Source organism: Streptomyces sp. NPDC060027 (assembly GCF_042737005.1).
Taxonomy (GTDB): Bacteria; Actinomycetota; Actinomycetes; order Streptomycetales; family Streptomycetaceae; genus Streptomyces.
Window position 1 is genome coordinate 1 of the sequence record NZ_JBHWVI010000020.1, and the last position, 21,892, is coordinate 21,892.

The following is a 21,892-nucleotide window of genomic DNA, read 5'->3' on the forward strand; positions in this document are numbered from 1 at the left end:
GCGCCGGATGCCGTCGGGATCCGCCTCTGCCAGGCCGTACCGCAGGGTGATGGGATCCCACAGCTTGGCGAAGGCCTTCTTCGCCGAGCTCGCTTCCCTGCTGTGGGGTGCGGCCTCGCAGGCGGCCCGGCAGCGCTCCCGTCACCGCCCACGGCGGCGACCCCGTGGCCCGCGCGCGGGCCACGCGCGGACGGGCGGTATTGGTCCCCGCACGCCCTCATCGGAACCTGCGCTCTCCGGAGCCGAGGGCGGGTGCGCGTCCGGCCGACGAGCGGGCACGGTCGTCCAGTTCGATGGCCAGCGGGTTGGCGGTGAACATGGAGGAGTAGGTGCCCACCGCGAGGCCGATGAGGAGGGCGAGGGCGAAGTCCGCCAGGGTGTCGCCGCTGAGGACTGCCAGTGCCGTGAGGATGAAGGCGGCGCCCATACCGGTGTTGACGGTTCGCGGGAGGGTCTGGAGGAGCGCCTGGTTGGCTGTGCGGACGAACGGCGCCCGGCTGTCCTGGCGCCGCAGTTCCCTGACGCGGTCGAAGACGACGACCGAGTCGTTGACGGAGTAGCCGATGACCGTCAGGAGCGCGGCGAGGAAGACGCCGTCGACGGGCTTGCCGAGCCAGGCGAAGATACCGACGAGGATCACGACGTCGTGGGCCAGCGCGGCGACCGCCGCGGTTCCCAGCAGCCAGCGGAAACGGGCGGCAAGGTAGAGGAGTTGGGCGGCAAGCGCGATCACGAGGGCGACCAGAGCGCCTTGGCGCAGCTCCTTGCCGAGGCTCGGGCCGATGGTCTCGTCGCGGAGCCTGTCGGCCTGCGTGGTCAGGTCGCCGACCACTTCGGTGATCGTGACTGCCTGGGCGTTGGTCAACTGGTCTGTCCTGACGGTGAGTTGACGCTCGCCGGAGGTCTGGACGACGGCCCGGGGGAACCCCGCGTCGGCGAGCGCGTCGCGCAACCGGTCGGGGTCGACGGGGGTCGCGGTGGAGTATTCGATCAGCCGGCCGCCGGTGAATTCGATGCCGAAGTCGAGGCCGCGCACAGCGATTCCGGAAGCGGCCAGGACGAGAGCCGCGGCGGAGGCGGCCAGCCAGCGGCGCGGGGCGCGCATCAGGTCGGGATTCCTGCGGGTGAGGTGGTCGCGGACACGGCCGGTGTGGGCGATGCCGGTGACGCGGGGACGGCGGCGTATCCAGGGGCGCGCGGCGGCGTACTCCGCGAGGACACGTGTGATCACCAGGGCGCTGAACATGGACGCGAGGACGCCGATGCCCAGCGTGACGCCGAAGCCGCGTACGGGTCCGGCGGCGAGGAAACAAAGCAGTCCGGCGGCGATGAGGGTGGTGACGTTCGAGTCGGCGATCGCGCTGAAGGCACCGCGGAATCCCGCGGTCAGGGACGAGCGCGGGGTGGGACGTTTTCGCGCGGCGTAATCTTCGCGGGCGCGCTCGAAGACGAGCACGTTGGCGTCCACCGCCATGCCGATGGCCAGCACGAACCCGGCGAGGCCGGGCAGTGTGAGGGTGGCGCCGACGGCGGCCAGGGCCGCGTAGGAGATCAGGGCGTAGCAGGCCAGACCGACGGTGGCCAGGACACCCATGAGCCGGTAGACCACGCTGATGAACAGCGCGGTCAGGGCGGTGCCGAGGACGGCGGCCCAGGCGGCGGCCGCGATGGCCTCCGCTCCGAGGGTGGGACCGACGATGCGCTGCTCGACGGTCTCCACGGGCACGGGCAGGGCGCCGCCGTTGATGAGCAGGGCCAGTTCGCGTGCCTCGCCGTCGCTGAAGGAGCCGGTGATCCGGGTGGAGCCGCCCCCGATCCCGGAACCGCAGAGCACCGAGGGGTCGACCTCGGGCGAAGAGATGACCTTGCCGTCCAGGACGATGGCGACGCGTCGGGACGGGTCTCCCGCCGGACGGCAGGCGGCCTCGCCGGTGAGGCGGGCCCATGCGTCGCGGCCTGACCCCTTGAAGTCGATGGTGACGTGCCACCCGGCACCGCCCTGCTGGTCGAAACGGGCGGCGGCTTCGTCGACGTCGTTGCCGGTCAGCGTGGCGGCCGGCAGGCGCAGGAACCGGCCGGACTCGTCGGGCAGGATCAGCTGGCGAGGCCGCTTGGGCAGGGACGCGGGCTCGTCGTCCGCGTCGGCGGCGCTGCCGAGGACCGGGTGGACGGTGAGCTGAGCCGTGCGGCCGAGCACATCGGCGGCCTTCCTGGGGTCCTGCACTCCGGGCAGTTCGACGACGATCCGGTCTCTGCCGGAGCGGACGATGGTGGGATCGGCGACTCCGAGCGCGTCGATACGGCCGCGCAGCACCTCCACGGTGCGGTCCGTGGCCCCAGCGCCGGGGTCGCGGTCGGCGGGTGAGGCGGGGCGGGTTTCCAGCACGATCTGGGTGCCACCGCGCAGATCCAGTCCGAGCTGGACGGGCACGGTGAAGGCGACGTAGAGCGAGAGGGCGACAGCGGCGAGAGCGAGCAGCCCTCGGATGCGTAGGGCGCGGGTCAAGGCGGGCCTCCGGCAGGCGAACGCGGCCAGGACAGTGGCGGCGGTGATCGGGATGACGACATGGAGATGTCTCGGCTGGTGATGGCTGGTCGGAAGCGGTCCCGAGCGCTGGTGGGGTCGGGGCTCAGGCCGTGGGAGGCCTCAGGGCTCCGACGGGGGAGTGGGGCCGGAGCCCTGAGGCGGTCGGTGGGGCGGACGTCAGGGCTCGATGAGGCCGGCGCGGATCGCGTAGCGCGTAAGCTCCAGGCGGTCGCGCAGGCCGAGCTTGTGGAGCATGTTCGCCCGGTGCCGGTGGACGGTCTTGATGCTGATGAAGAGCATCTCGGCGATCTCCTTGGAGGAGTGGCCCTCGGCCACGAGCTTGAGCACTTCCTCCTCGCGGGGCGTCAGGACCTGCTCGGGGAGTTCTTCGCCGTCGTGGACGCGGTCGAGGTAGTTGCGGACGAGCGCGGTGACCGCGCCCGGGTACAGGAAGGGCTCGTCCCGCATGGCGGCCCGGCAGGCGGCGACCAGATCGCGGTCGGCCACGGACTTCAGCACGTATCCGCTGGCGCCCACCTTCAACGCCCGGAAGAAGTACTGCTCGTTGTCGTGCATCGTCAGCATCAGGACACGTACGCCCGGCTTCAGCGCGATGAGCTCGCGGGCGGCCTGCAGACCGGTCATCCGGGGCATGGCGATGTCCAGTACGACCAGGTCGACCTCGTGTTCGCGCGCCATGGCGATGGCCTCCGCGCCGTCCCCCGCCTCGGCGACGACCTCGAGATCCGGCTCGCTGTCGAGGATGAGCCGCACCCCGCGTCGTACCAGCGCGTGGTCGTCGGCGAGAAGGATACGGATCACGGACGCGTCGGACGGGGTCATGACTGCTTCCTCGGGTCGGGCACGGTCAGCCGGATCTGTGTACCGGAGGGCGCGGAGGTGATGTCGAGCGTGGCCCCGATGAGCAGGGCACGCTCACGCATCCCGCGGATCCCGGCGCCTTCCCGCGCGACGCCGCACCCGTGGCCGTCGTCGGTGACGGCCAGGACGACCGTGCCATCGGCGTGGCGCAGGCTGACCTCGACCCGCCCGGCCTCGGCGTGCCGGGCGGCGTTGGTCAGGGCTTCCTGGGCGACGCGGTACAGCACCAGTTCGGTCTGCGGGTCCAGGGACGGCAGGCCGGGGTCGAAGGCGCGCAGCACACGCAGTCCGGTGTGGGTGGAGAACTCGGTGGTCAGTGAGGTCAGGGCGCTGACCAGACCGAGATCCTCCAGCACCCCGGGCCGCAGTCGGCGTACCAGACGGCGCACCTCGTCCAGGCTCGCTCTGGTGATCTCCTGCGCTTGCTGGAGCTCGCCGCGCAAGGGCTCGGCGGCCTCGTCCGACGACCGCTTCAGGGACAGCAGGATCGCCGTCATCGTCTGCCCGACCTCGTCGTGGAGCTCCTGGGCGACACGACGCCGTTCCGCCTCCTGCGCGATCAGGACACGGGCGCTGCTGGCGGCCCGTTCGTGCTCAAGGCGCTCCAGCATGGCGTTGAAGGTGCGGATCAGCTCGGAGATCTCCCCGCGTCCACGCTCCGGCAGCCGCTGGCCCGGGCGCAGCAGGTCGACGGTGGTCATCAGCTTCTTGAGCCGGGCCACCGGGGCCAGCCCGATCCGCAGCAGGGCGGCGTTGGCCACCAGCATGACGGCCAGACCGCCCACGAGGATCACGGCCTCGGTCAGCACCACCGGCACGGAGACGGTCACCGGAGCCCACAGCAGCAGCGCGGTGGCGCTTCCGAGCACCAGCGCGTTCAGCGCGAAGATCCGCCAGAACAGGGACAACGGGATGACACCTTCCTCGTGTGCACGGCTTCTTCTCTACTGTCGGCCACCGCGCACCCCGAGCATGAGCTGCGGCCACTGGTCTCGACCGGCCTGCCGTCCAGCCTGCCTGGGTCCGGCTCCGTCCGTCGATGGGGTCCCATGCCCATTTCCGCACGCGTGCCCGGCCACGCCACGAGGGCTGCCCGGCACTCCGTACCTGCTGGTCCTCGGCGTACACGGGTGCTTCGGAGGCCGGCCGCACATGGGTATTGCGCCCGATGGGTTTCGCGCGGCGCATCGGCCAGGGTGAAGGCATGGCAAGGCATCGCACAGCCACCGCGTTGCGAAAGCCGTGCTCCGCACAGGGCCCCGGCCCTGTCACGCCGTGCCGTACGGCACTCTCCGTGTTGCAGGAAGGACCCACCATGTCGCTCGACACGCCACGGACCGGACCCCACCGTCCTGAGCTCCTGACGGCGCACGAGGCACGTCAGCGTCTCGAACACGAACGCAATGCCCGGCTGACGCAACTGCGGGCGATCGACGAGGCCGTCGGGAGCGCGGAGGAGCAGGTGATGACGGCGCAGAAAGACGTCATCGAGCGTGTCCTCGGCGAGATCGACGCCGCCTCCGGCCGCCTCCAGGACGGCAGTTACGGAGTCTGCCAGGCCTGCGCCGCGTCCATCCCGGCCGAGCGTCTGGAGATCCTGCCGTACACAGGGTTCTGCGTCCCGTGCCGGCGCGACACCGCCTGACGAGCGGCCGTCCGCCCTTCGCGTCCCGTCCGGCCGCGTCAGATTCCCGCCCTGCCCGAGGGGTGAAGTGGTGACCCATCAGATCATCGGCGACCGCCGTACGACCCTGTCGGCCGAGGACCTCGCCGCGCTGCGCGAGGACCTGTATGAGCAGCGCCTGTTCCGGCAGGAGCAGCTCCAGCAGATCGCTGCAGCAGCCACGAACGCCACCGAGGCGCTGCCGACCCGGCAGACCGCCTCCCGGATCGAGGTCCGCGTCAAGCTCGCCGCCTCCGCCCGAATGGTCCTCGCCGACGTCGAAGCGGCCCTCCGGCGCATGGACGAGGGCCACTACGGCGCCTGCCACCTGTGCCGCGGGCCCATCGACCGGGAGCGTCTGAGCATCGTGCCGCAAGCCCGCCACTGCGGGCGCTGCCAGCAGGTCAGGGAGGCGGACCGGTGACCACGACACCCCGCCTCGGACGGCACCGGCCCTGGCCCCGGTGCCGGCACTGCTGCGGCATCGCGCTGGACCTCGGCAGCTCCCGCACCCGCGCCTGGATGTCCGGCCGGGGAGTGATCCTCGACGTGCCGACGGTGACCTTCTCCGGCGACGGGGCCGCCCACCCCGTCCAGCGGGGCACGATCGTCGACACCCCCGGAACGGCCCGGATGCTCGACCGCCTGCTCACCCACCGCCTGCCACGCCTCGGCCGCCCCCTGCTCATCATCACCGCGCCCGTCCTCGGCGGAATCGCGTTCCGTGCCGAGGCCCGCCTCGCGGTCGAGACCCTGCGACCGCGCACGGTGCTGACCGTCCCGGCGGCACGAGCCGTCGCGGCCGCCGCCGGCGCCGACCTGAGTACGCCCCTGCTCGTCGTGGACCTCGGGGCCCACGTCACCGAGGTCGTCCTCCTCACCGACGGCACCGTCACCGATGCCCGCCGCGCCGCTCTGGGCACCAGCGATCTGGACGCCCTCACCCCGTCCACGCGGATCGCCGACGCCGTCGTCGCCATGGTCACCACGATGCTGGAGCAGGACCACACCACCCAGACCCTCGACGCCGTCCACCGAGGAGCGCTCCTGGCGGGCGGAGGCGCCTTGCGCCCCGACATCACCTACCGCCTCACCGAGCATCTGCACGCTCCCGTCAGACCTGCCCCGGCCCCCCACACCGCGGCTGTCCGTGGCGCGGCCCATCTGTTGGCGGCGGCCCACACCCACCCGTCGTCGCTCTTCCTCTGCCCGCCGACCGTGCGGTGAGGCGGGCGTGGACCACGGAGGCGTACGAAGGCGTCGGAGGCGCGCGCCGGTAGGATCGTCCGCTCATGGATACGGGCACAGAGCACGAGATGATCGCGATCCCGGCGGGGCGGGTCACCCTGTCGGACCGGCGGACAGAGCGCAGTTGGACGGTGGAGTTCGCGCCGTACGCCATCGGGGAGCACCCGGTGACCCAGGGGCTGTACGCGGAGGTCACCGGCCTGTGTCCGAGCGGCGTCCGTGGGGACCGGCTGCCCGTCGAGGGCGTCTCCTGGTGGGACGCGGTGCGGTTCTGCAACGCCCTGTCCCGACGCGAGGGACTGAGGCCCGTCTACCGTTTCGGGGCCGACGGCGAGGACATCGAACGCGACGCATCCGCAGACGGATACCGGCTGCCCGGCGAAGCGGAGTGGGAGAACGCCTGCCGGGCCGGTACGACCGGACCGCGTTACGGCCCCCTCGACGAGATCGCCTGGCATCGGGACAACTCCGGCGAGCGGATGCACGAGGTGGGCGGCAAGCGGCCCAACTCGTGGGGCCTGCACGACATGTTGGGCAACGTGTGGGAGTGGTGCTGGGACATCTACGACCCCGAGATCTACGGCAGCTACCGGGTGCTGCGCGGCGGCGGCTGGTTCGACGAACACTGGAGCTGCCGAGCTTCCGTAAGGCGCCGCAGCCACCCCACCTTCACGGTGGACGACGTCGGCTTCCGCGTCGCCCGGTCCCTGGTCGGCGACGAGCCGGAGAACGAGACCGAGGAGAATCGAGTCGTGGGCGACCCGGCGAAGCCCCTCACTCAGCTCCTCACCGACCCCCGGTAGGGGCGGAAGAACGCGCGCAGTTCCTCCGCGTAGAGCTCGGGCTCCTCGAAGGCGGCGAAGTGGCCGCCGCGTGGCGGCTCGGTGACGCGCGTGAGGTTCGTGGTGCGCTCGAGCCACGCCCGCGGCGGGCGGACCACGTCGCCGCGGAAGATCGAGAAGCCGGACGGCACCTCGACGCGGCGGGCGAGCTGGGCGGGCGCGATCGCGCCGTTCGCGCGGTACATGCGCATGGACGAACCGATCGTCTCCGTGAGCCAGTAGAGCGTCACGTTCGTGAGGATCTCGTCCTTCGTGAAGGACCGTTCGATGTCGCCGTCGCAGTCGCTCCACGCCCGGAGCTTTTCGACGATCCAGGCCGCGAGCCCGGCCGGCGAGTCGGTGAGCCCCACGGCCGCCGTCTGGGGCTTCGTGCGGTGCATGGCGGCGTACGCGCCCTCGGTGGCGCCCCACGCCGCGGCGTCCTCCATCCAGTCCCGCTCCTCCTGTGTGAGGTCGGCGGGATCTCCGGTGAAGACGGGCAGACCCCCGTCCGTGCGGTGGACGGCCACGACGCGGTCCGGGTGGTCGAGCGCGAGATAGCGGCTCACATGGCTGCCGAGGTCACCGCCGGCCGCGCCGAACCGCTCGTATCCGAGGACGTCCATGAGCTCGGCCCACAGACCGGCGACGGCGATGGAGTCGAGTGGCCGGCCCGTGGGGCGGTCGGAGTATCCGAAGCCCGGCATGTCGGGCACGATCACGTCGAACGCGTCGGCGGGATCGCCTCCGTGCGCGCCGGGATCCGTCAGCAGCGGGATCACCTTCGTGTACCGCCAGAACGAGTCCGGCCAGCCATGGCTGAGCACCAGCGGCAGGACGGGCCCGGCCGGTGCGACGGCCCGGGCGTGCACGAAGTGAATCCCGAGACCACCGAGCCGGACGCGGTAGCGCGGGAGCCGGGCGAGCGCCGCCTCGCGCGCCGGCCAGTCGAACCCGTCGGCCCAGTGGGCGACGAGCTCACGCAGGTAGTCGAGGTCGGTTCCGAGTGACCATCCGGCGTCCTCGGGGGCGTCCGGCCAGCGCGTCCCGCGCAGTCGTGAGCGGAGGTCGTCGAGGGCGGCCGGGGCGGTCCGTGGTGTGAACGGCTCGGCGCGAGGCGCGACATCAGGCATGAGGCGCATCCTAGGGAGCGTGCCGCGCGACTTCCCGAACACGCCGGGCAGGTGTGGCGCCGCCGGCCGTCACCCTCCGGGGTCCCCCGACGGGAGGAGGCCGGTGCCGACGTGCCGCCGGGCGGCGGTCTCGCGGTGAATCGACGACCCGCGGTCGGCGGGCTCCGCGCCGAAGTGCCGTCGAGCCTGACGCACCGTCGGGCGACGAGCGACCTCCCCGCCGGGTGTGGAGCGGGTCCCGCCGGGCGGACCTCCGCCCCGGGTCACCGACCGCGCTGAGGCAGGCGGACGATCGCTGTCCCGCCGTCCAGATCCACCATGGTCCGGTTCGGCGGCGCTCCGTCCTCCTCGTCGTCCCGCAGGATCAGCACCGACTGCCGCTCCTTCAACTCGCTCTGCTTGCCCGGCGAGAAGCTCGCGTGCAACTGCTCGAAGCCGGTCGCCGATATCTGCCCGTGCCGGACGCCGACCGGGACACCAGGCCGTCGCGCTCCAGGTTCCGCAGGGTCAGCGTCAGCATCCGCTGCGAGATGCCGGGTATCTGCCGCTGCGGATCGGTGAAACGCGGATGTCCCCGCTCGAGGGTCGTCACGATCAGCAGCTTCCACTTGTCGCAGATCCGGTCGAGCACGGCGCGGATCGTCCGGCCGCCGTCCCCGCGGATCATGCACGTGTGTTCGTACTGCGACATGACAACAGGCTCGAATCGCCGTCCACGTCTCCCGCGGCGAGGCCCGGCTGATCGGACTCAACATCGCCCTGCTCGTGACCGCCGCGGCGACCGTCTGGCTGGGGACCACCTGGCTCTGACCGGCCCGCCGCGTGCCGAGGACCAGGACCCGACATGGCGCCGCGCGCGCCTCACAGGCCCCGCGCGGCGAAAAGGCGGGAGCCGGCACCTGGTGCCGACTCCCGCCCCGGAACGCGACCGCTCAGGTGCGGTAGGCGTAGTACGCCGCGTTCGGGTACGACGCGATGACGCTCGCCAGCGACCTGTTGTAGGTGTTGGTCGAGTGGTACGACACATACGGCACACCCTGCGGGCTGCGGTACGTGACGATCATGGTGTGGTCCTTGGACCCGTCCTTGTTGAAGTCCATCTGCAGCACGTCACCGATGTCCGCCTGGTAGACGTTGGCGAGGCTGGTGACCCGCTTGGACGACAGGGCGAACCAAGAGAACTCGTTGACACCGACGAACGAGTCCGACTGGATGTCGGCGTTGCCGAACCACTTGTGGAAGTCGTTCGTGTAGCCGGGAGCGTGCTTCCAGCCGCCGGCCTTCAGGGCCTGGCTGACGAAGTTGGTGCAGTCGCCGCCGGCGCCCTCCCCGTTGAAGTCGGGGTAGGCCGGGTTGTAGTTCTTCCAGTACTTGGCCGCGTACGCCGCCATGGCCTTGTAGTCGTAACCGGTGCCCGAGAGCTGCTTCGGCTTCGACGGCGCGGGCCGCGTGGTCGCGGAGCGCGTCGCCGAGGGCGGAGTGGTGTCCCCGGTCATCGGCGTGGCGACGAGCGGCGTGGTGGCGACCTGGTTGACCGCGACCCCGTCGTCCGTGTCACGGACGCCGGTGAGCTGCCAGTCGCCCTTGCGGTCGGCCTTGAACGTCAGCTCGTGGTGCGCCACGAAGCCGGTGGTCTTCGGCTCGGTGCCCTTGGCCTCGTCGTAGGTCAGCGTCGTCGTCTCGGTGACGCTGACCGTGGCGTGACGGCCCTTCAGCTGCGTACGGTCCAGCGACACGGTCGTGTTGGCCGCACTGTACTTCTCGCCGAGCGACGCCAGGCGGGCCTTGCGGCTCTCCAACTGCGACAGCGCGGCCTTCTCGGCGTGGGTCTGGGTGGACGACAGCCGCACGTCGCCGGAGAACCGGGACGCCTTGCGCTTGCTGTCGTCCTTGTCCACCAGGGCGTCGGTACGGTCGGTGAAGACCGCGTCCGCCAGCCGCTGGAAGGTGGCCTTCGTCGACGCGTCCACCTTGGGGTCGGCGGCGACATTCGCTGCGCCCGCGGACCAGTTGGGCAGCAGAGCCGCACCGGCGACGACCGACGCGGCCGCCGCCCCGACTATGGTCGCGCGCTGCCGCTTACGGCTCAGTTTCCTTGATTTCAATGGTGTTCCCCTCTACGCCGGTATTCGATACCGGAGCCGCATCCTCGCACGACGTGTGAGGCTCCTGTGAAGGGGGTTACCGAAGCGGTATCACGGCCTCCGCGGAAGGCGGCGAGAGGGGGCAATCCGGTCGATCGTGTCGCAGGGGGCACCCCTCCATCCGGTGATGGAGAAGTCGACGCGAGACCCGTCGAAAGCCATGAACGAGGAGGCCCACGTAACCTCTTCACCGTGGCAGCCTCCCCCTTGCATCACGTCGCCGTTCTCGTGCTCGAGGGTGCGAAGCCGCTCGATGTCGGCATCGCCGCGCAGGTGTTCACGACCCGCGCGAGCATGCCGTACGAGGTACGGGTGTGCGGCGCGGAACCCGGTCTCGTGACCGGCGGCGACGGCCTGTCGTACCACGTCGCCCACGGACTCGAACAACTCGCCTGGGCCGACATCGTCTTCGTCCCCGGCTACCGCTCACCGGACCGTGAGGACCCGCCCCGGGCCGTCGTCGACGCGCTGATCGACGCCCATGACCGGGGCGCACGGCTCGCCGCCATCTCGACGGGCGCCTTCGCGCTCGCGGCGACCGGGCTGCTCGACGGAAAGCGCGCCACGACCCACTGGCACTACACGCGGGCGCTCGCGGCGAAGCATCCGCTCATCAAGGTCGACGAGAACGTTCTCTTCATCGACGAGGGAAGCGTGCTCACCTCGGCCGGCGCCGCCTCGGGCATCGACCTGTGCCTCCACATTCTGCGAGGCGACCTCGGGGTGGCCGCGTCGAACCATGCGGCCCGCCGCCTGGTCGCGGCCCCCTACCGCAGCGGCGGTCAGGCGCAGTACGTGCCCCGCAGCGTTCCCGAACCGCTCGGCGAGCGCTTCGCCGCGACCCGCGAATGGGCGTTGCACCGGCTCGGCGAACCCATTTCCCTCGAAGTGCTCGCCCAGCACGCGGCGGTGTCGCCGCGCACCTTCTCGCGGCGCTTCGCCGACGACACGGGATACACGCCGATGCAATGGGTCATGCGGGCCCGCATCGACATGGCCCGCGAACTCCTCGAGCGTTCGCAATGGAGTGTCGAGCAGATCGCGGCGGGCGTCGGCCTCGGCACCGGAGCCAATCTGCGACTGCACTTCCACAAGATCCTCGGCACCTCCCCGAGCGAGTACCGGCGCACCTTCACCCAGGGCGAGTAGTCCGCGGACGGGTGGCGCGATCCTTGCGGACCATGGCGATCTCGCCGCTGTCACGGCCCGACGCCGCGCGCGAACCTGGGAGGGAACCGAAGGGACACCACTCATGACTCGTATCGCCATCAACGGATTCGGCCGCATCGGACGCAATGTGCTGCGCGCCCTGCTCGAACGCGACACCGACCTGGAAGTCGTCGCGGTCAACGACCTGACGGAGCCCGCCACGCTCGCGCGGTTGCTCGCCTACGACTCGACCGCCGGCCGGCTCGGTCGCCCGGTGACCGTCGACGGCGACACCCTCGTGGTCGACGGCAGGCGCATCAAGGTGCTGGCCGAGCGTGAACCGGGCCAGTTGCCCTGGGCGGAGCTCGGGGTCGACCTCGTGCTGGAGGCGACCGGCCGTTTCACCTCGGCCAAGGCGGCCGGAGCCCACCTCGACGCGGGTGCGAAGAAGGTCCTCGTCAGCGCGCCGGCGGAGGGCGCCGATGTGACGCTCGCGTTCGGTGTCAACAACGACGCCTACGACCCGGACGTGCACACGATCATCTCGAACGCGTCGTGCACCACCAACGCGCTCGCGCCCCTGGCCGCGGTGCTCGACGAACTCGCCGGCATCGAGCACGGCTTCATGACGACCGTGCACGCCTACACGCAGGAGCAGAACCTGCAGGACGGCCCGCACCGCGACGCCCGCCGTGCCCGTGCCGCCGCTGTCAACATCGTGCCGACCACGACCGGCGCCGCCAAGGCGATCGGCCTGGTGCTGCCGAACCTCGACGGCAAGCTGTCGGGCGACTCGATCCGCGTGCCGGTCCCGGTGGGCTCGATCGTCGAGCTCAACACCACCGTGGCCCGCGACGTGACGCGTGACGAGGTTCTGGAGGCCTACCGCGCCGCTGCCGAGGGGCCGCTCGCCGGCGTTCTCGAGTACTCGGACGACGCGCTCGTGTCGTCCGACATCACGGGCAACCCGGCTTCGTCGATCTTCGACTCGGCCCTGACCCGCGTCGACGGCCGCCACATCAAGGTGGTCGCCTGGTACGACAACGAGTGGGGCTTCTCCAACCGTGTGATCGACACGCTTCAGCTCCTCGCCGCCGGCTGACGGAAGCTGCGGGGCAGGGGCGTTGTGCGCAGCGCCCCGCCCCTGGACCGACCGGAACGACGGGAACGACCGGGACGACGGGAACGACCGGGACGACCGGGACGACCGGGACGACCGTCAGGAAACCGTTCGACAGGCCCAGCCGGGACACGCCATGATCCACACCGTGGATACGATGAAGCAGTCCCTGGTCATGGCCGCCGCGTCCAACAACGCGGAATGGTGCGCGGCGATGAGCCGATCGCACGGCTCGGTGGGCCGATTCGGACCGCAGGCCTGGGCTTCCCCGACCCGCACCCCGCTGTACTACCCGGACGCGGTCACGTTGGTCCCGGGCGCCGACCCCAGCGCGCTGGCGGCCCGGATCGACACCGCGCCCGGGGCGTCCGTCAAGGACAGCTTCGCCGACCTCGATCTGACGGGAGCGGGTTTCCAAGTGCTGTTCGAGGCACAGTGGATCCACCGTCCCGCGATCGCGCCCGCCACCGCCCCGGAGCTCGCCTGGGACGTCGTGGCCGGACCGGACGCTCTGCGTGCCTGGGCGCTCGCCTGGGACGACGGAGACGGCAGCGCGGACCTCTTCCGGCCCGAACTGCTCGACGACCCGGCCACGTTCGCGCTGGCCGGGCGGTCCGCGCAGGGCCGGGTCGTCGCCGGCGCGATGGTGAGCCGCAGCGACCAGGTCGTCGGAATCTCCAATGTCTTCGCGCTCGACGGCGGCCCTGACACGGCATGGCCGGTCGTACTGGAAGCGGTGCACTCGCTGTTCCCGCTGCTGCCGGTGGTCGGGTACGAGCACGGCGAGGCCCTCGCGGCGGCGGTCCGCCATGGCTTCGAGCCCATCGGCCCGCTGCGCGTCTGGCTGCGTGCCTGATCGCCGGACCGTCCCGAGCCGTCAGGAGCCGTCCCGGGCCGTCCCGAGCCCGGCATCGGGCGGTCCACGGGCCTTCTGCCCACGGTCGTGCGGCAGGATGGGGTCATGAGCGTAGTCAAGATCAACGTACTGACCGTGCCCACCGAACAGCGGGAGACGCTGGAGAAGCGGTTCGCTTCCCGCGCCCACGCGGTGGAGGGTTCCGACGGGTTCGAGTGGTTCGAACTCCTCCGCCCCGTCGAGGGCACCGACAGCTACCTCGTCTACACCCGCTGGCGTGACGAGGAGTCCTTCCAGGCCTGGATGGAGGGCCCGATGAAGGCCGCCCACCAGGGCGGTGACGCGCAGGGTGCCGAGCGTCCGAAGCCGGCGGCGAGCGGGTCCACGCTGTGGTCCTTCGAGGTCGTCCAGCAGGCGGAGCCGACCAACCCGTAGCCGGATCGTCGCGCGACCGGCCGGCGGTGCCGCGGTGCCGCCGGCCGGGACGTGAGCCGGCGGATGACGCCTCGGGCGGCGGGGCGCTCGTGCGGGGCCACCCGGACCCGCCGGTGGCAACGGGGGCGTAGCGGCGCCGTAGAGACAGACGGTTTGTGCGCTGGAGATCAACTGCCGCGCGTTGAGCGGTAGTTGGCCCCCGAGGGTGCTGGTCACGGGATGCCGACCTCGAACAGGACGTATCCGGCGTAGGAGCCCGAGGCGAGTGCCGCGACGGTGAGGACGGTGCACAGGACCGGTGTGCTGAGCCGGCGCATGGCGGTGGCGCAGGGGATGAGCAGGGGGAAGGCGGGGAGCAGATAGCGGGAGACGTTGCCGAAGATCTGCTGGCTCCCCAGGACGAGTGCCATGGTCAGGAGCGTGTAGACGGTCAGGACGAGGGGTGGGCGCAGCCGGAACAGCAAGGGCAGGATGATCAGGGCCAGCAGGACGGTGGCGGCGCCGATGGCATCCTCGTAGGGGTAGGCGTAGAGGTAGTCGAAGTGGCCGACCATGAGTGAGCCGAACACCTTGACGGTGTGTCGGCCGTAGTCGAACGAGTGGGCCCAGGCGCCGTCCTGCAGTGTGAAGTACCCGCCGAGGTCGCCCATCCGGTAGCCCACCCAGCCGAGATAGCCGGCCAGGCCGACAGGGGCGATCGCGACGGCCGTCAGTGGGCGCAGGACCGCGCCCCGGCGCGTTGTCCCGTCGGGGAGGGGTGCGTCTCCCCAGCGACGCACCGCGCGCAGATGGCGCAGCAGGTCCACCAGTACGGCGAGGGTGAGAGCCGCTATCAGTGCGGTGGCCGTCGGCCGGGTGAGACCGGCGGCGCAGGTCAGGAGGCCGGCCGTGAGCCAGTGGCGGCGCATGACGGCGTAGCAGGCCCAGGCGGCGAGGGCGATGTAGAGGGATTCCGAGTAGGCGGACCACTCCATGCCGGAGCCGGGCCAGACAGCCCAGAGGCCGGCCGCGGCCAGCCCGGCGCGTCGTCCGCCGACCCGGGCGGTCACGGCGTAGATGCCCAGTGCGGCCACGAACGACGCGGCGATGGAGACCACGAGGCCGGCGCCGAGCAGACCGAGTCCGGTGCAGGACGAGACCAGGCGCATGAGGGCGGGGTACAGCGGAAAGAACGCGGCCGAGTTGCCCTCAAGGGTGATCAGGCCCGTGGCACCGGGCACCGGCACGAGCGCGGGGTGGTAGCCGTGCGCGGCGATCTGCTGGTACCACCAGCCGTCCCAGGTCGCCAGGACGTCCCAGATGTGGGCGCCACCGCCGAAGCGGGGGTTCTTCCTGCGGAAGTCCCCGGAGGAGTCCAGCAGGTACATGAAGACGCAGAAGCCGATGAGCTTGACCGTGCCGTAGAGCGCGAGGACCGGGCCGTGCCGCCGCGCCGCCCGGCACAGCCGCTCCCACCCGTCGCGGGCCCGGTCCCGGGCATGGTCGCGCGCCGAGGTGACGGCGGGGGCGTGGGAGGCGAGCGGGACCGTCGCGCGCGCTTCGGTGGGGACCGGTGACGGGTGGGAGCCGAGGCCGTGGCGGTCCGTCGCCCAGGCCGTTGTTCCGGCCTGGGCTACGGCGTCGCAACCGGCTCCCTCGCCGTTCGCACCGGCGCCGTACGTCGAGCGAGTGCCGTGGGCCGCGGAGGCGCCCCGCGTCGAGCGGGCGCCGTGGGCCGCACCGGTATCGTCCGCCGGCTCGACCACGGGCCAACGGACCTCCGTGCGCGGCCTGTTGCCCTGTTCCGCCGGGGTGTTCGCGGGGCCGTGGTCGTTCATCGCGACCCGGTTCCCGTGCGGTCGCCACGGGCGGCGGAGGTGAACACCCAGGTGCGCAGGAGCAGGAAGCGCAGCAGCGTCGCGGCCAGGTTGGCGGTGACGAGGACCGCGATCTCGATGGACCGTCCGGGTCCGGGCGTCCAGCGGTGCAGCGCGGCCAGTGAGCCGCTGGTGAGCACGAGACCGAGACCGAAGACGGCCAGGCCCTTGGCCTGGTGGCGCAGCGCGCCGCCCCGGCCGCGCAGTCCGAAGGTGAGCCGTCGGTTCGCAGCGGTGTTGGCGATGGCGCAGACCAGCAGCGCCCACGCGTTGGCGGCCTGTGGTCCCGCCGCCGGGCGCAGGGCCGCGTACAGGAGGACGTACCCGATCGTGCTCACCGCGCCCACGGCGCCGAACCGCACCACCTGTGCCGTCAGTGAGCCGGGCGGCCCACCCTCGGGCGCGCGCCCGAGCCGTGCCGTCGGCAGCGTGCCACGGGCCAGCGCGCGGCCGATCCTGACGATGCCGCGCAGGTCGGCGACGGCCGTGGAGACGAGGTCGACGCGGCTGTCGGGGTCGTCCACCCAGTCGACCGGTACCTCGTGGATACGCAGCCCGGCGCGTTCGGCGATCACCAGCAGTTCGGTGTCGAAGAACCACCCCGAGTCCTCCACCAGGGGCAGCAGGCGCTCGGCGACATCGCGGCGGATCGCCTTGAAACCGCACTGCGCGTCGGAGAAGCCGACGGCGAGCGTGGAACGCAACAGGACGTTGTAGCAACGGGAGATGATCTCGCGGCGGGGGCCGCGGGTCACCCGCGAGCCGCGGGCCAGCCGGGAGCCGATGGCGATGTCGGAGTGCCCGGATATCAGCGGGGCGACCAGTGGAAGCAGTGCGTTCAGTTCGGTGGACAGGTCCACGTCCAGGTAGGCGAGTACCGGCGCCTTCGAGCTCGACCAGGCGGCGCGCAGGGCCCGGCCGCGTCCCTTCTCGTCGAGCCGGATCCACGTGGCCTCGGGCAGGTCGGCGGCCAGCCGGGCGGCGATGCGCGGAGTGGCGTCGGTGCTGGCGTTGTCGGCGACGGTGATGCGGAAGGGGTACGGGAACGTGTCGCGCAGATGGGCGTGCAGGCGCCGCACGCTGGGCTCCAGGTCCGTCTCCTCGTTGAACACGGGGACGACCACGTCCAGGACGGGTTCCGCGTGGTCCGCCGGCAGCGGAAGGCGGACGGGCAGGCGGTCCACGGACAGCCGCTCCGCAGACCGTCGCTCCACGGACCGTCGTTCCACGGACCGTCGTTCCACGGACCGTCGTTCCACGGACCGTCGTTCCACGGACCGTCGTTCCACGGGCTTGCGCGCCACCTGTGGTCCCCTCTCGAAGTCCGTGGGAGCGGACCGCAATGCTTTGGCCATGATTCGTCCTGTTCTGTTCGCTGTCGCAGGGCAGGCCGAAGACGCTCGCGGCCGAAGTGCGACAACGGAGTGCGGATGGGTGGCGCCCGGGCAGGGGCGGCAGGGCGGGTGGACGGTGCGGGCGAGGACCCGTCCGGGGCCGGACCCGCCCGGTGGTGCGGGCAGGTGGAGACCGTGCCGGAGCTACGCGGTGCCGGTCTCGCTCGCGAACGACGACGGCTCGAGCGTCGACGTCGGCGGGGACGAGGGTGTTCCGCTCGGTGTCGCCGGTGCGGTGGCCGGCGCACCGGTCGTCGCTGTTCCCGCGGGGTCGGTGGCCACCGAGGTCGAACTCCCTGTCGTAGTAGGTGTGTTGGGTAGGCCGGAAATCCCGTCCGTGTCCTCGGCAGTGGCCGACCCGGTGGGTGTCCCACTCGGGAAGCGGGTCGGTGTCGGGGTGCCGTACGGGGAGGTGGGGCTGGTCGCGGGCCGCGGCACAGGGGCCAGGGGCCGGTCACGGTCCGGGGCGTGCGGCAGCAGGAACAGGCCGAGGCTGACCCCGGCGACGGCCAGGACGCAGCTCGCGGCCATCTGTGCCGCGCGGACCCGGCGCCGGACGCGCACACCGGCCCGGAGGCTGTTCTGCTGCGCGGGTTCGAAGGGGGTGTGTTCCTGGGCGTCGCGCATCATCCGCGACAGCTCCCGCTCGAAGTGGTCCATGCTTCCCTTCACCCCACCGGCTCGATGACGTCCGCCAGGATCTGGCGCAGCCGCGCCACACCGCGTGACGCGTGGGAACGGGCGGTGCCCAGTGGGCAACCCAGGACCTCCGCCACCTGTTTCTCGGGCAGGTCCTGGTAGTAGCGCAGTACGACGGCCGCCCGCTGTTTGGGCGGCAGTTGGGCGAGTGCCGCCTCGAGCCGCGACCGTTCCACCACGGCGGCGGACTCGTCCCTGGTGTGGGCCAGGTCCGGCAGTTCCTCCACGGGGCGTTCGCCCCACCACCGTCGTCGTGCGGAGCGGGCGGCCGCGCGGGCCAGGACCTTCCGTACGTACGCCTCGGGTGCCTCGTCGGCGACCTTCGGCCAGACGAACCAGAGTTTGACCAGCGACTCCTGGAGCAGATCCTCGGCGCGGTGCCGGTCACCCGCGCAGAGCAGGCGTGCGAGGTGGAACAGCGCCGACCAACGGGCCGCGACGAAGCCGTCGAAGCCGTCGATCCCCTCGGTCCTTGTCTGTTGCATCCGCACCGTCCCCGCCCTTGCCGCCTTCGTACACCTGGGGAAAGACGTCGGCGGGGGCCGCACTATGCACCCAGATCACGTGATCTGGGTCACGCGCCCTGTGAGGGCCGTGGGTTCCCGGTTCGTGGGCGGAGGGAGACAGCAGGGACGAATCCCGGGCAGCAGCTGATGAAGGTTGGACAAGCCGAGACTGATCAGACTATGGCCCGGCGGCCTACCGGCCGGTATACAAGCGACGTTGGGTCTGCCGGGCAGGAGCCGCCCGGCCTCCGCGGCGTCGCGATGCCTGGTGCGCGCCGACGGGAGCCGGTGCCCGTCCCGCAGGCCGTCATGGCTTCAGGGAGGGGCACGATGAACCATCACACGCGTCCGGACGACGCCGTCCCGAGGCGACGCGGCACCATGGCGCTGGGGGCCGCGCTGAGCAGCTGCGCGCTCGTCGCCGGCGTCGCCGCGGCGACACCCGCCGCGGCGGGGCAAGGGCACACGCATTCCGGCGTCGACTATGTGGCGCTCGGCGACTCGTACACGTCCGGGCCTCTGATTCCTCAGCAGATCGACGCGAACTGCGCGCGGTCCGACCACAACTACCCCTCGATCACCGCGGCCGAGCGCAAGGTCCGCTCCTTCACGGACGTGAGCTGCGGCGGCGCGAAGACCGACGAGATGTGGAAGGCGCAGGGGACCAACGGACCCCAGCTGGACGCGGTGAAGCGGGACACCGACCTGGTGACCGTGCAGATCGGGGGCAACGACATGGGCTTCGGCCCCATCATCGCCACCTGCGCCGGGCTCAGCTCGAAGGACCTCGCGGGCAATCCCTGCCAGCAGTACTACGGCGCCTCCGGCTTCGACCAACTCACCCTGAACATCGTCGAAACGGCTCCCAAGGTCGCCCGGGTGCTGCGCGCGGTGCACGCCAGGGCACCGCACGCGCGCGTGGTCGTTGTCGGCTACCCCGATCTCCTGCCCGACGACGGCAGCGGCTGCTACCCGACCGTTCCGTTCGCCGCGAAGGACTTCCCCTATCTGCGGGACACCGGCAAGCGGCTCAACCTGATGCTGCGCACGGTGGCGCTGCTGAACCGGGCCGAGTACGTCGACACCTACGGGCCGACCGTGGGCCACGACATGTGCAAGGCGCCCGCAGACCGCTGGATCGAACCACTGCGCCCGACCTCTCCCGCCGCTCCGGCCCATCCCAACGCCAAGGGCCAGGAAGCGATGGCGCGAGCGGTGCTGGCGCGTCTGGGCAAGGGAGCCGGGCACCACTGACCGGTCCGGTCGCGGCGCCCGGCTCTGAGCGTCCCTGTCGGCGAGCGCCCGTGCGCCCGCCGGCGGGGATCCCGTTCAGAGCGTGCCGCGCATGCGCTGGGTGAGGCGGTCGCGTTGTTCGTTGAAGGCATTGCGCACCCCTTGGAACTCCTCGGTGTCGAAGGTCAGTCCGCGCGCGACGGTGTCGCGGTAGGTGCGCAGCAGTGCGACGGTGAGGGTGGCTTGCTCGACGACCTGGTCGTCGGCCACGAGAGACAGTTCCAGTCGGCGGGGCAGCACATTGCTGTCGCGCAGGACCGTCCCGGCCCGGGCGAGCGCCGTTTCGTCGCGGTCGTGTCCTCTGGCGATGTTGATGAGGATCTCGCTCGCCTCCGCGGTGGCGTTGAGGAAGGCGACGTAGGCGGCGCGGCGGTCGTCCCGGGTACGTTGCTCACTCTCCCGCAGCCAACGGCGCCGCTCCGCCAGCGCGGACGCGGCGAGGGCGATGAGCGCACCCATGGTGGTGCTGAGGAGGCTTGTCCATTCCACCTCCTTACTGTGCTCCGGCCGCGACTCGTCCAACCCGCGTGTCGCCCATGACACAGCACTTACTGCCCAAGAGGCGGGGCTGCACTCGGGGTTCGCCGATCCGCTCCGACGTCGACGAACCGGGGCCGGGCACCCGTTCCGGCCGGACCGGCGGCCCGGCCGGAACGAGGGACCCTGCCGACCGGGGACGTCAGGAAGCCGGGACCTCGTCCACGAACGCGGTGCCGGCACCGCGGTACGCGGCCACCTTCGCGGCCACCTGGGCCGGGGTGAGGGCCTGGTCCTTGACGTGCAGGACGTAGTCGACCTGCTGGTTGTAGGCGCGGGACGTGGTCGAGGTCTGTCCGGCGAGGTCGATCAGCCACTGGTTGAAGTTGATCGACATCGGCCGCTCGGGCAGGTACTGGGCGTCGTGGGTGCCGAAGAGCTGTCCGTCGATGTAGTACTTGATGCTGCTGTCGTCGATGGTGAGCACCAGGTCGTGCCATCCGGCGTAGCTCTGGCGTGCCTCGGTGTGCTGGTTGACGGCCTGCCAGGGATCCGGGTTGTACGTCTCCCAGGAGGTCGTGTAGAGGATGTTGCCCGACTCGCCCCAGCCGCCGTTCGGCAGATACTCGAAGTCGTACTCGGCGTAGTCGTCGGCCATGGGCGCCTTGAGGTCGTTGATGGTGAAGAACGTCTGCACCAGGCGATCGCCGTCCGGGCCGGACTGGGGCGCGTCGGCGAATTTCACCCGCGCCGCGTAGGTGCCGTCCTTGAACTTCGTGCTCTTGGTGAGGACTTCGGTCTGCCTGGTGGACGCGGCGGTCCCCGCGGTCGAGGTCTCCAGGTTCATCACCGAGTTGCCGGACACCTTCGGGAAGGTGACCTTGGAGGGGTCCCAGGTCGCGCCGGGGACCCCGGGGCCGCCGGAGTTGGAGCGGACGTTCCAGCCATGGGCGGAGATCGCGGGGTCGGTGTACGACGAGTAGGTGAAGTCGTCGAACAGGGCCTGGCCGCCACCGGGCGGATCCGTCGGCGGATCGGTGGGGTCGGTCGGATCCGTGGGGTCGTTGCCCTCCGGTGCCGTGCCCCACACGGTGGTCCCGGCGAGCTGAGCGGTGACCTTGCCCCAGTCCGCGTACGAGGTCTGCGCGGCGTTGAACGAGTAGTCGTCCGCCTGGTTCACGCGCTGCCAGTTGGACTGGTAGAAGCGAAGCTGCAGGTCGCCGGTGTCGGCGCCCGGTGCCAGTGAGCCGGCCCCCGAGGTGAAGCCGATCTCCAGATACCGGTCCGCCGTTCCGGTGGGACGAGTCAGTGTGCCGAACGTGCCGGTGATGTTCGCACACCCCTTGACCGCCCAGGAACAGGCGAAGCGATAGGTGGTGCTCGCCGAGTCCGCCTTGAAGTAATAGCGGATCCTCACCTGGCTCAACTGCACCGAGGAGGAGCTGGTGTTGCGCACCTTGAACCAGGGCTCGCTCTGGTCGGCGGTGGCTCCGCTCGCGCTGGTGCGGTACTGGACGGCGAGACCTCCGGCCGCGGCGGCGGGGGCGCTCAGGGGAACGGCGACCAGGGCGGTGCCGCCCAGGAGAGCCGACAGGGCGAGGGCCACGCGACGGCGGCCTGTGGGTGGACGGTTTCTCATGTGAGTTCCTTTCGGGGGCTCCCGCGGAGGGCGGGAGAGTGGGGGTACTC

General features: G+C 71.2%; 21 protein-coding genes and 1 pseudogene. 9 read left to right on the forward strand and 13 right to left on the reverse strand.

The window, feature by feature from the left end; genetic code table 11:
* Positions 1 to 217: 217 nt before the first annotated feature.
* From secD to ACFWBT_RS07745, 3 genes are all read right to left on the reverse strand, one after another.
* Complete coding sequence (secD, locus tag ACFWBT_RS07735; RefSeq protein ID WP_385697148.1) at positions 218 to 2,506, reverse strand: protein translocase subunit SecD; 2,289 nt, start codon at positions 2,504 to 2,506, stop codon at positions 218 to 220.
* Between the two features lie 198 nt (positions 2,507 to 2,704).
* Positions 2,705 to 3,370, reverse strand: coding sequence for a response regulator transcription factor (locus tag ACFWBT_RS07740; protein ID WP_266764643.1), 666 nt, complete (start codon positions 3,368 to 3,370; stop codon positions 2,705 to 2,707).
* On the reverse strand, positions 3,367 to 4,317 hold the full coding sequence (locus ACFWBT_RS07745) for a HAMP domain-containing sensor histidine kinase (protein ID WP_385697150.1): 951 nt from the start codon (positions 4,315 to 4,317) through the stop codon (positions 3,367 to 3,369). The genes ACFWBT_RS07740 and ACFWBT_RS07745 overlap by 4 nt, the downstream gene beginning before the upstream one ends.
* Before the next feature lie 407 nt (positions 4,318 to 4,724).
* On the opposite strand from ACFWBT_RS07745, the gene ACFWBT_RS07750 reads away from it, so the two are divergent.
* The 4 genes from ACFWBT_RS07750 to ACFWBT_RS07765 all read left to right on the forward strand — a co-directional run bounded on the left by ACFWBT_RS07750 (position 4,725) and on the right by ACFWBT_RS07765 (position 7,123).
* On the forward strand, positions 4,725 to 5,054 hold the full coding sequence (locus ACFWBT_RS07750; protein WP_385697152.1) for a TraR/DksA family transcriptional regulator: 330 nt from the start codon (positions 4,725 to 4,727) through the stop codon (positions 5,052 to 5,054).
* Between the two features lie 67 nt (positions 5,055 to 5,121).
* Positions 5,122 to 5,496 carry a TraR/DksA family transcriptional regulator gene (locus ACFWBT_RS07755; protein WP_385697154.1) on the forward strand — a complete coding sequence of 125 codons (375 nt, stop codon included), beginning with the start codon at positions 5,122 to 5,124 and terminating at the stop codon, positions 5,494 to 5,496.
* The gene (locus tag ACFWBT_RS07760; protein ID WP_385697156.1) at positions 5,493 to 6,299 is read left to right on the forward strand and encodes a rod shape-determining protein; all 807 of its coding nucleotides are present in this window, start codon (positions 5,493 to 5,495) and stop codon (positions 6,297 to 6,299) included. Before ACFWBT_RS07755 ends, ACFWBT_RS07760 begins: the two co-directional genes overlap by 4 nt.
* A gap of 65 nt (positions 6,300 to 6,364) precedes the next feature.
* Positions 6,365 to 7,123 (forward strand): formylglycine-generating enzyme family protein, encoded by a 759-nt coding sequence (locus ACFWBT_RS07765; protein ID WP_385697158.1) that lies wholly within the window; start codon positions 6,365 to 6,367, stop codon positions 7,121 to 7,123.
* Here the strand turns inward: ACFWBT_RS07765 and ACFWBT_RS07770 are convergent.
* The 4 genes and pseudogenes from ACFWBT_RS07770 to ACFWBT_RS07785 form a co-directional block, all read right to left on the reverse strand.
* Complete coding sequence (locus ACFWBT_RS07770) at positions 7,099 to 8,274, reverse strand: epoxide hydrolase family protein (RefSeq protein WP_385697160.1); 1,176 nt, start codon at positions 8,272 to 8,274, stop codon at positions 7,099 to 7,101. The two genes, ACFWBT_RS07765 and ACFWBT_RS07770, sit on opposite strands and share 25 nt — an antisense overlap.
* Positions 8,275 to 8,537: 263 nt before the next feature.
* A pseudogene (locus ACFWBT_RS07775) lies at positions 8,538 to 8,738 on the reverse strand (DUF6191 domain-containing protein); the annotation flags it as partial.
* Positions 8,660 to 8,965: a winged helix-turn-helix transcriptional regulator gene (locus ACFWBT_RS07780; RefSeq protein ID WP_385697161.1), complete on the reverse strand. Its 306-nt coding sequence runs from the start codon at positions 8,963 to 8,965 to the stop codon at positions 8,660 to 8,662. The pseudogene ACFWBT_RS07775 and the gene ACFWBT_RS07780, both read right to left, overlap by 79 nt.
* Positions 8,966 to 9,206: 241 nt before the next feature.
* The gene (locus tag ACFWBT_RS07785) at positions 9,207 to 10,379 is read right to left on the reverse strand and encodes an amidase domain-containing protein (protein WP_385697163.1); all 1,173 of its coding nucleotides are present in this window, start codon (positions 10,377 to 10,379) and stop codon (positions 9,207 to 9,209) included.
* Between the two features lie 231 nt (positions 10,380 to 10,610).
* On the opposite strand from ACFWBT_RS07785, the gene ACFWBT_RS07790 reads away from it, so the two are divergent.
* From ACFWBT_RS07790 to ACFWBT_RS07805, 4 genes are all read left to right on the forward strand, one after another.
* Positions 10,611 to 11,567 carry a GlxA family transcriptional regulator gene (locus ACFWBT_RS07790; protein ID WP_385697164.1) on the forward strand — a complete coding sequence of 319 codons (957 nt, stop codon included), beginning with the start codon at positions 10,611 to 10,613 and terminating at the stop codon, positions 11,565 to 11,567.
* Between the two features lie 103 nt (positions 11,568 to 11,670).
* Positions 11,671 to 12,669, forward strand: coding sequence for a type I glyceraldehyde-3-phosphate dehydrogenase (gap, locus tag ACFWBT_RS07795; protein WP_385697166.1), 999 nt, complete (start codon positions 11,671 to 11,673; stop codon positions 12,667 to 12,669).
* 175 nt (positions 12,670 to 12,844) lie between these two features.
* A complete protein-coding gene (locus ACFWBT_RS07800; RefSeq protein ID WP_385697241.1) occupies positions 12,845 to 13,543 on the forward strand; it encodes a hypothetical protein in 699 nt (232 codons plus the stop codon).
* Between the two features lie 105 nt (positions 13,544 to 13,648).
* On the forward strand, positions 13,649 to 13,978 hold the full coding sequence (locus ACFWBT_RS07805) for an antibiotic biosynthesis monooxygenase (protein WP_356464324.1): 330 nt from the start codon (positions 13,649 to 13,651) through the stop codon (positions 13,976 to 13,978).
* Positions 13,979 to 14,190: 212 nt separating this feature from the next.
* Here the strand turns inward: ACFWBT_RS07805 and ACFWBT_RS07810 are convergent, their stop codons facing one another.
* The 4 genes from ACFWBT_RS07810 to ACFWBT_RS07825 all read right to left on the reverse strand — a co-directional run bounded on the left by ACFWBT_RS07810 (position 14,191) and on the right by ACFWBT_RS07825 (position 18,412).
* Complete coding sequence (locus tag ACFWBT_RS07810; protein WP_385697242.1) at positions 14,191 to 15,423, reverse strand: hypothetical protein; 1,233 nt, start codon at positions 15,421 to 15,423, stop codon at positions 14,191 to 14,193.
* A 368-nt stretch (positions 15,424 to 15,791) separates the two neighbouring features.
* Positions 15,792 to 17,018 (reverse strand): glycosyltransferase, encoded by a 1,227-nt coding sequence (locus tag ACFWBT_RS07815; protein ID WP_385697244.1) that lies wholly within the window; start codon positions 17,016 to 17,018, stop codon positions 15,792 to 15,794.
* A gap of 354 nt (positions 17,019 to 17,372) precedes the next feature.
* Entirely contained in the window at positions 17,373 to 17,888 is a 516-nt protein-coding gene (locus ACFWBT_RS07820) for a hypothetical protein (RefSeq protein WP_385697167.1), read from the reverse strand.
* A gap of 8 nt (positions 17,889 to 17,896) precedes the next feature.
* Positions 17,897 to 18,412, reverse strand: coding sequence for a SigE family RNA polymerase sigma factor (locus ACFWBT_RS07825; RefSeq protein ID WP_385697169.1), 516 nt, complete (start codon positions 18,410 to 18,412; stop codon positions 17,897 to 17,899).
* A gap of 351 nt (positions 18,413 to 18,763) precedes the next feature.
* Between ACFWBT_RS07825 and ACFWBT_RS07830 the strand changes: the two genes are divergently transcribed.
* A complete protein-coding gene (locus ACFWBT_RS07830; protein ID WP_385697170.1) occupies positions 18,764 to 19,687 on the forward strand; it encodes an SGNH/GDSL hydrolase family protein in 924 nt (307 codons plus the stop codon).
* A 75-nt stretch (positions 19,688 to 19,762) separates the two neighbouring features.
* Here the strand turns inward: ACFWBT_RS07830 and ACFWBT_RS07835 are convergent, their stop codons facing one another.
* Together ACFWBT_RS07835 and ACFWBT_RS07840 are read right to left on the reverse strand one after the other, a co-directional pair.
* Complete coding sequence (locus ACFWBT_RS07835) at positions 19,763 to 20,215, reverse strand: hypothetical protein (RefSeq protein WP_385697172.1); 453 nt, start codon at positions 20,213 to 20,215, stop codon at positions 19,763 to 19,765.
* Positions 20,216 to 20,405: 190 nt separating this feature from the next.
* Positions 20,406 to 21,842, reverse strand: a complete 1,437-nt coding sequence (locus tag ACFWBT_RS07840; protein ID WP_385697173.1) for a cellulose binding domain-containing protein — start codon at positions 21,840 to 21,842, stop codon at positions 20,406 to 20,408.
* Positions 21,843 to 21,892: the final 50 nt, after the last annotated feature.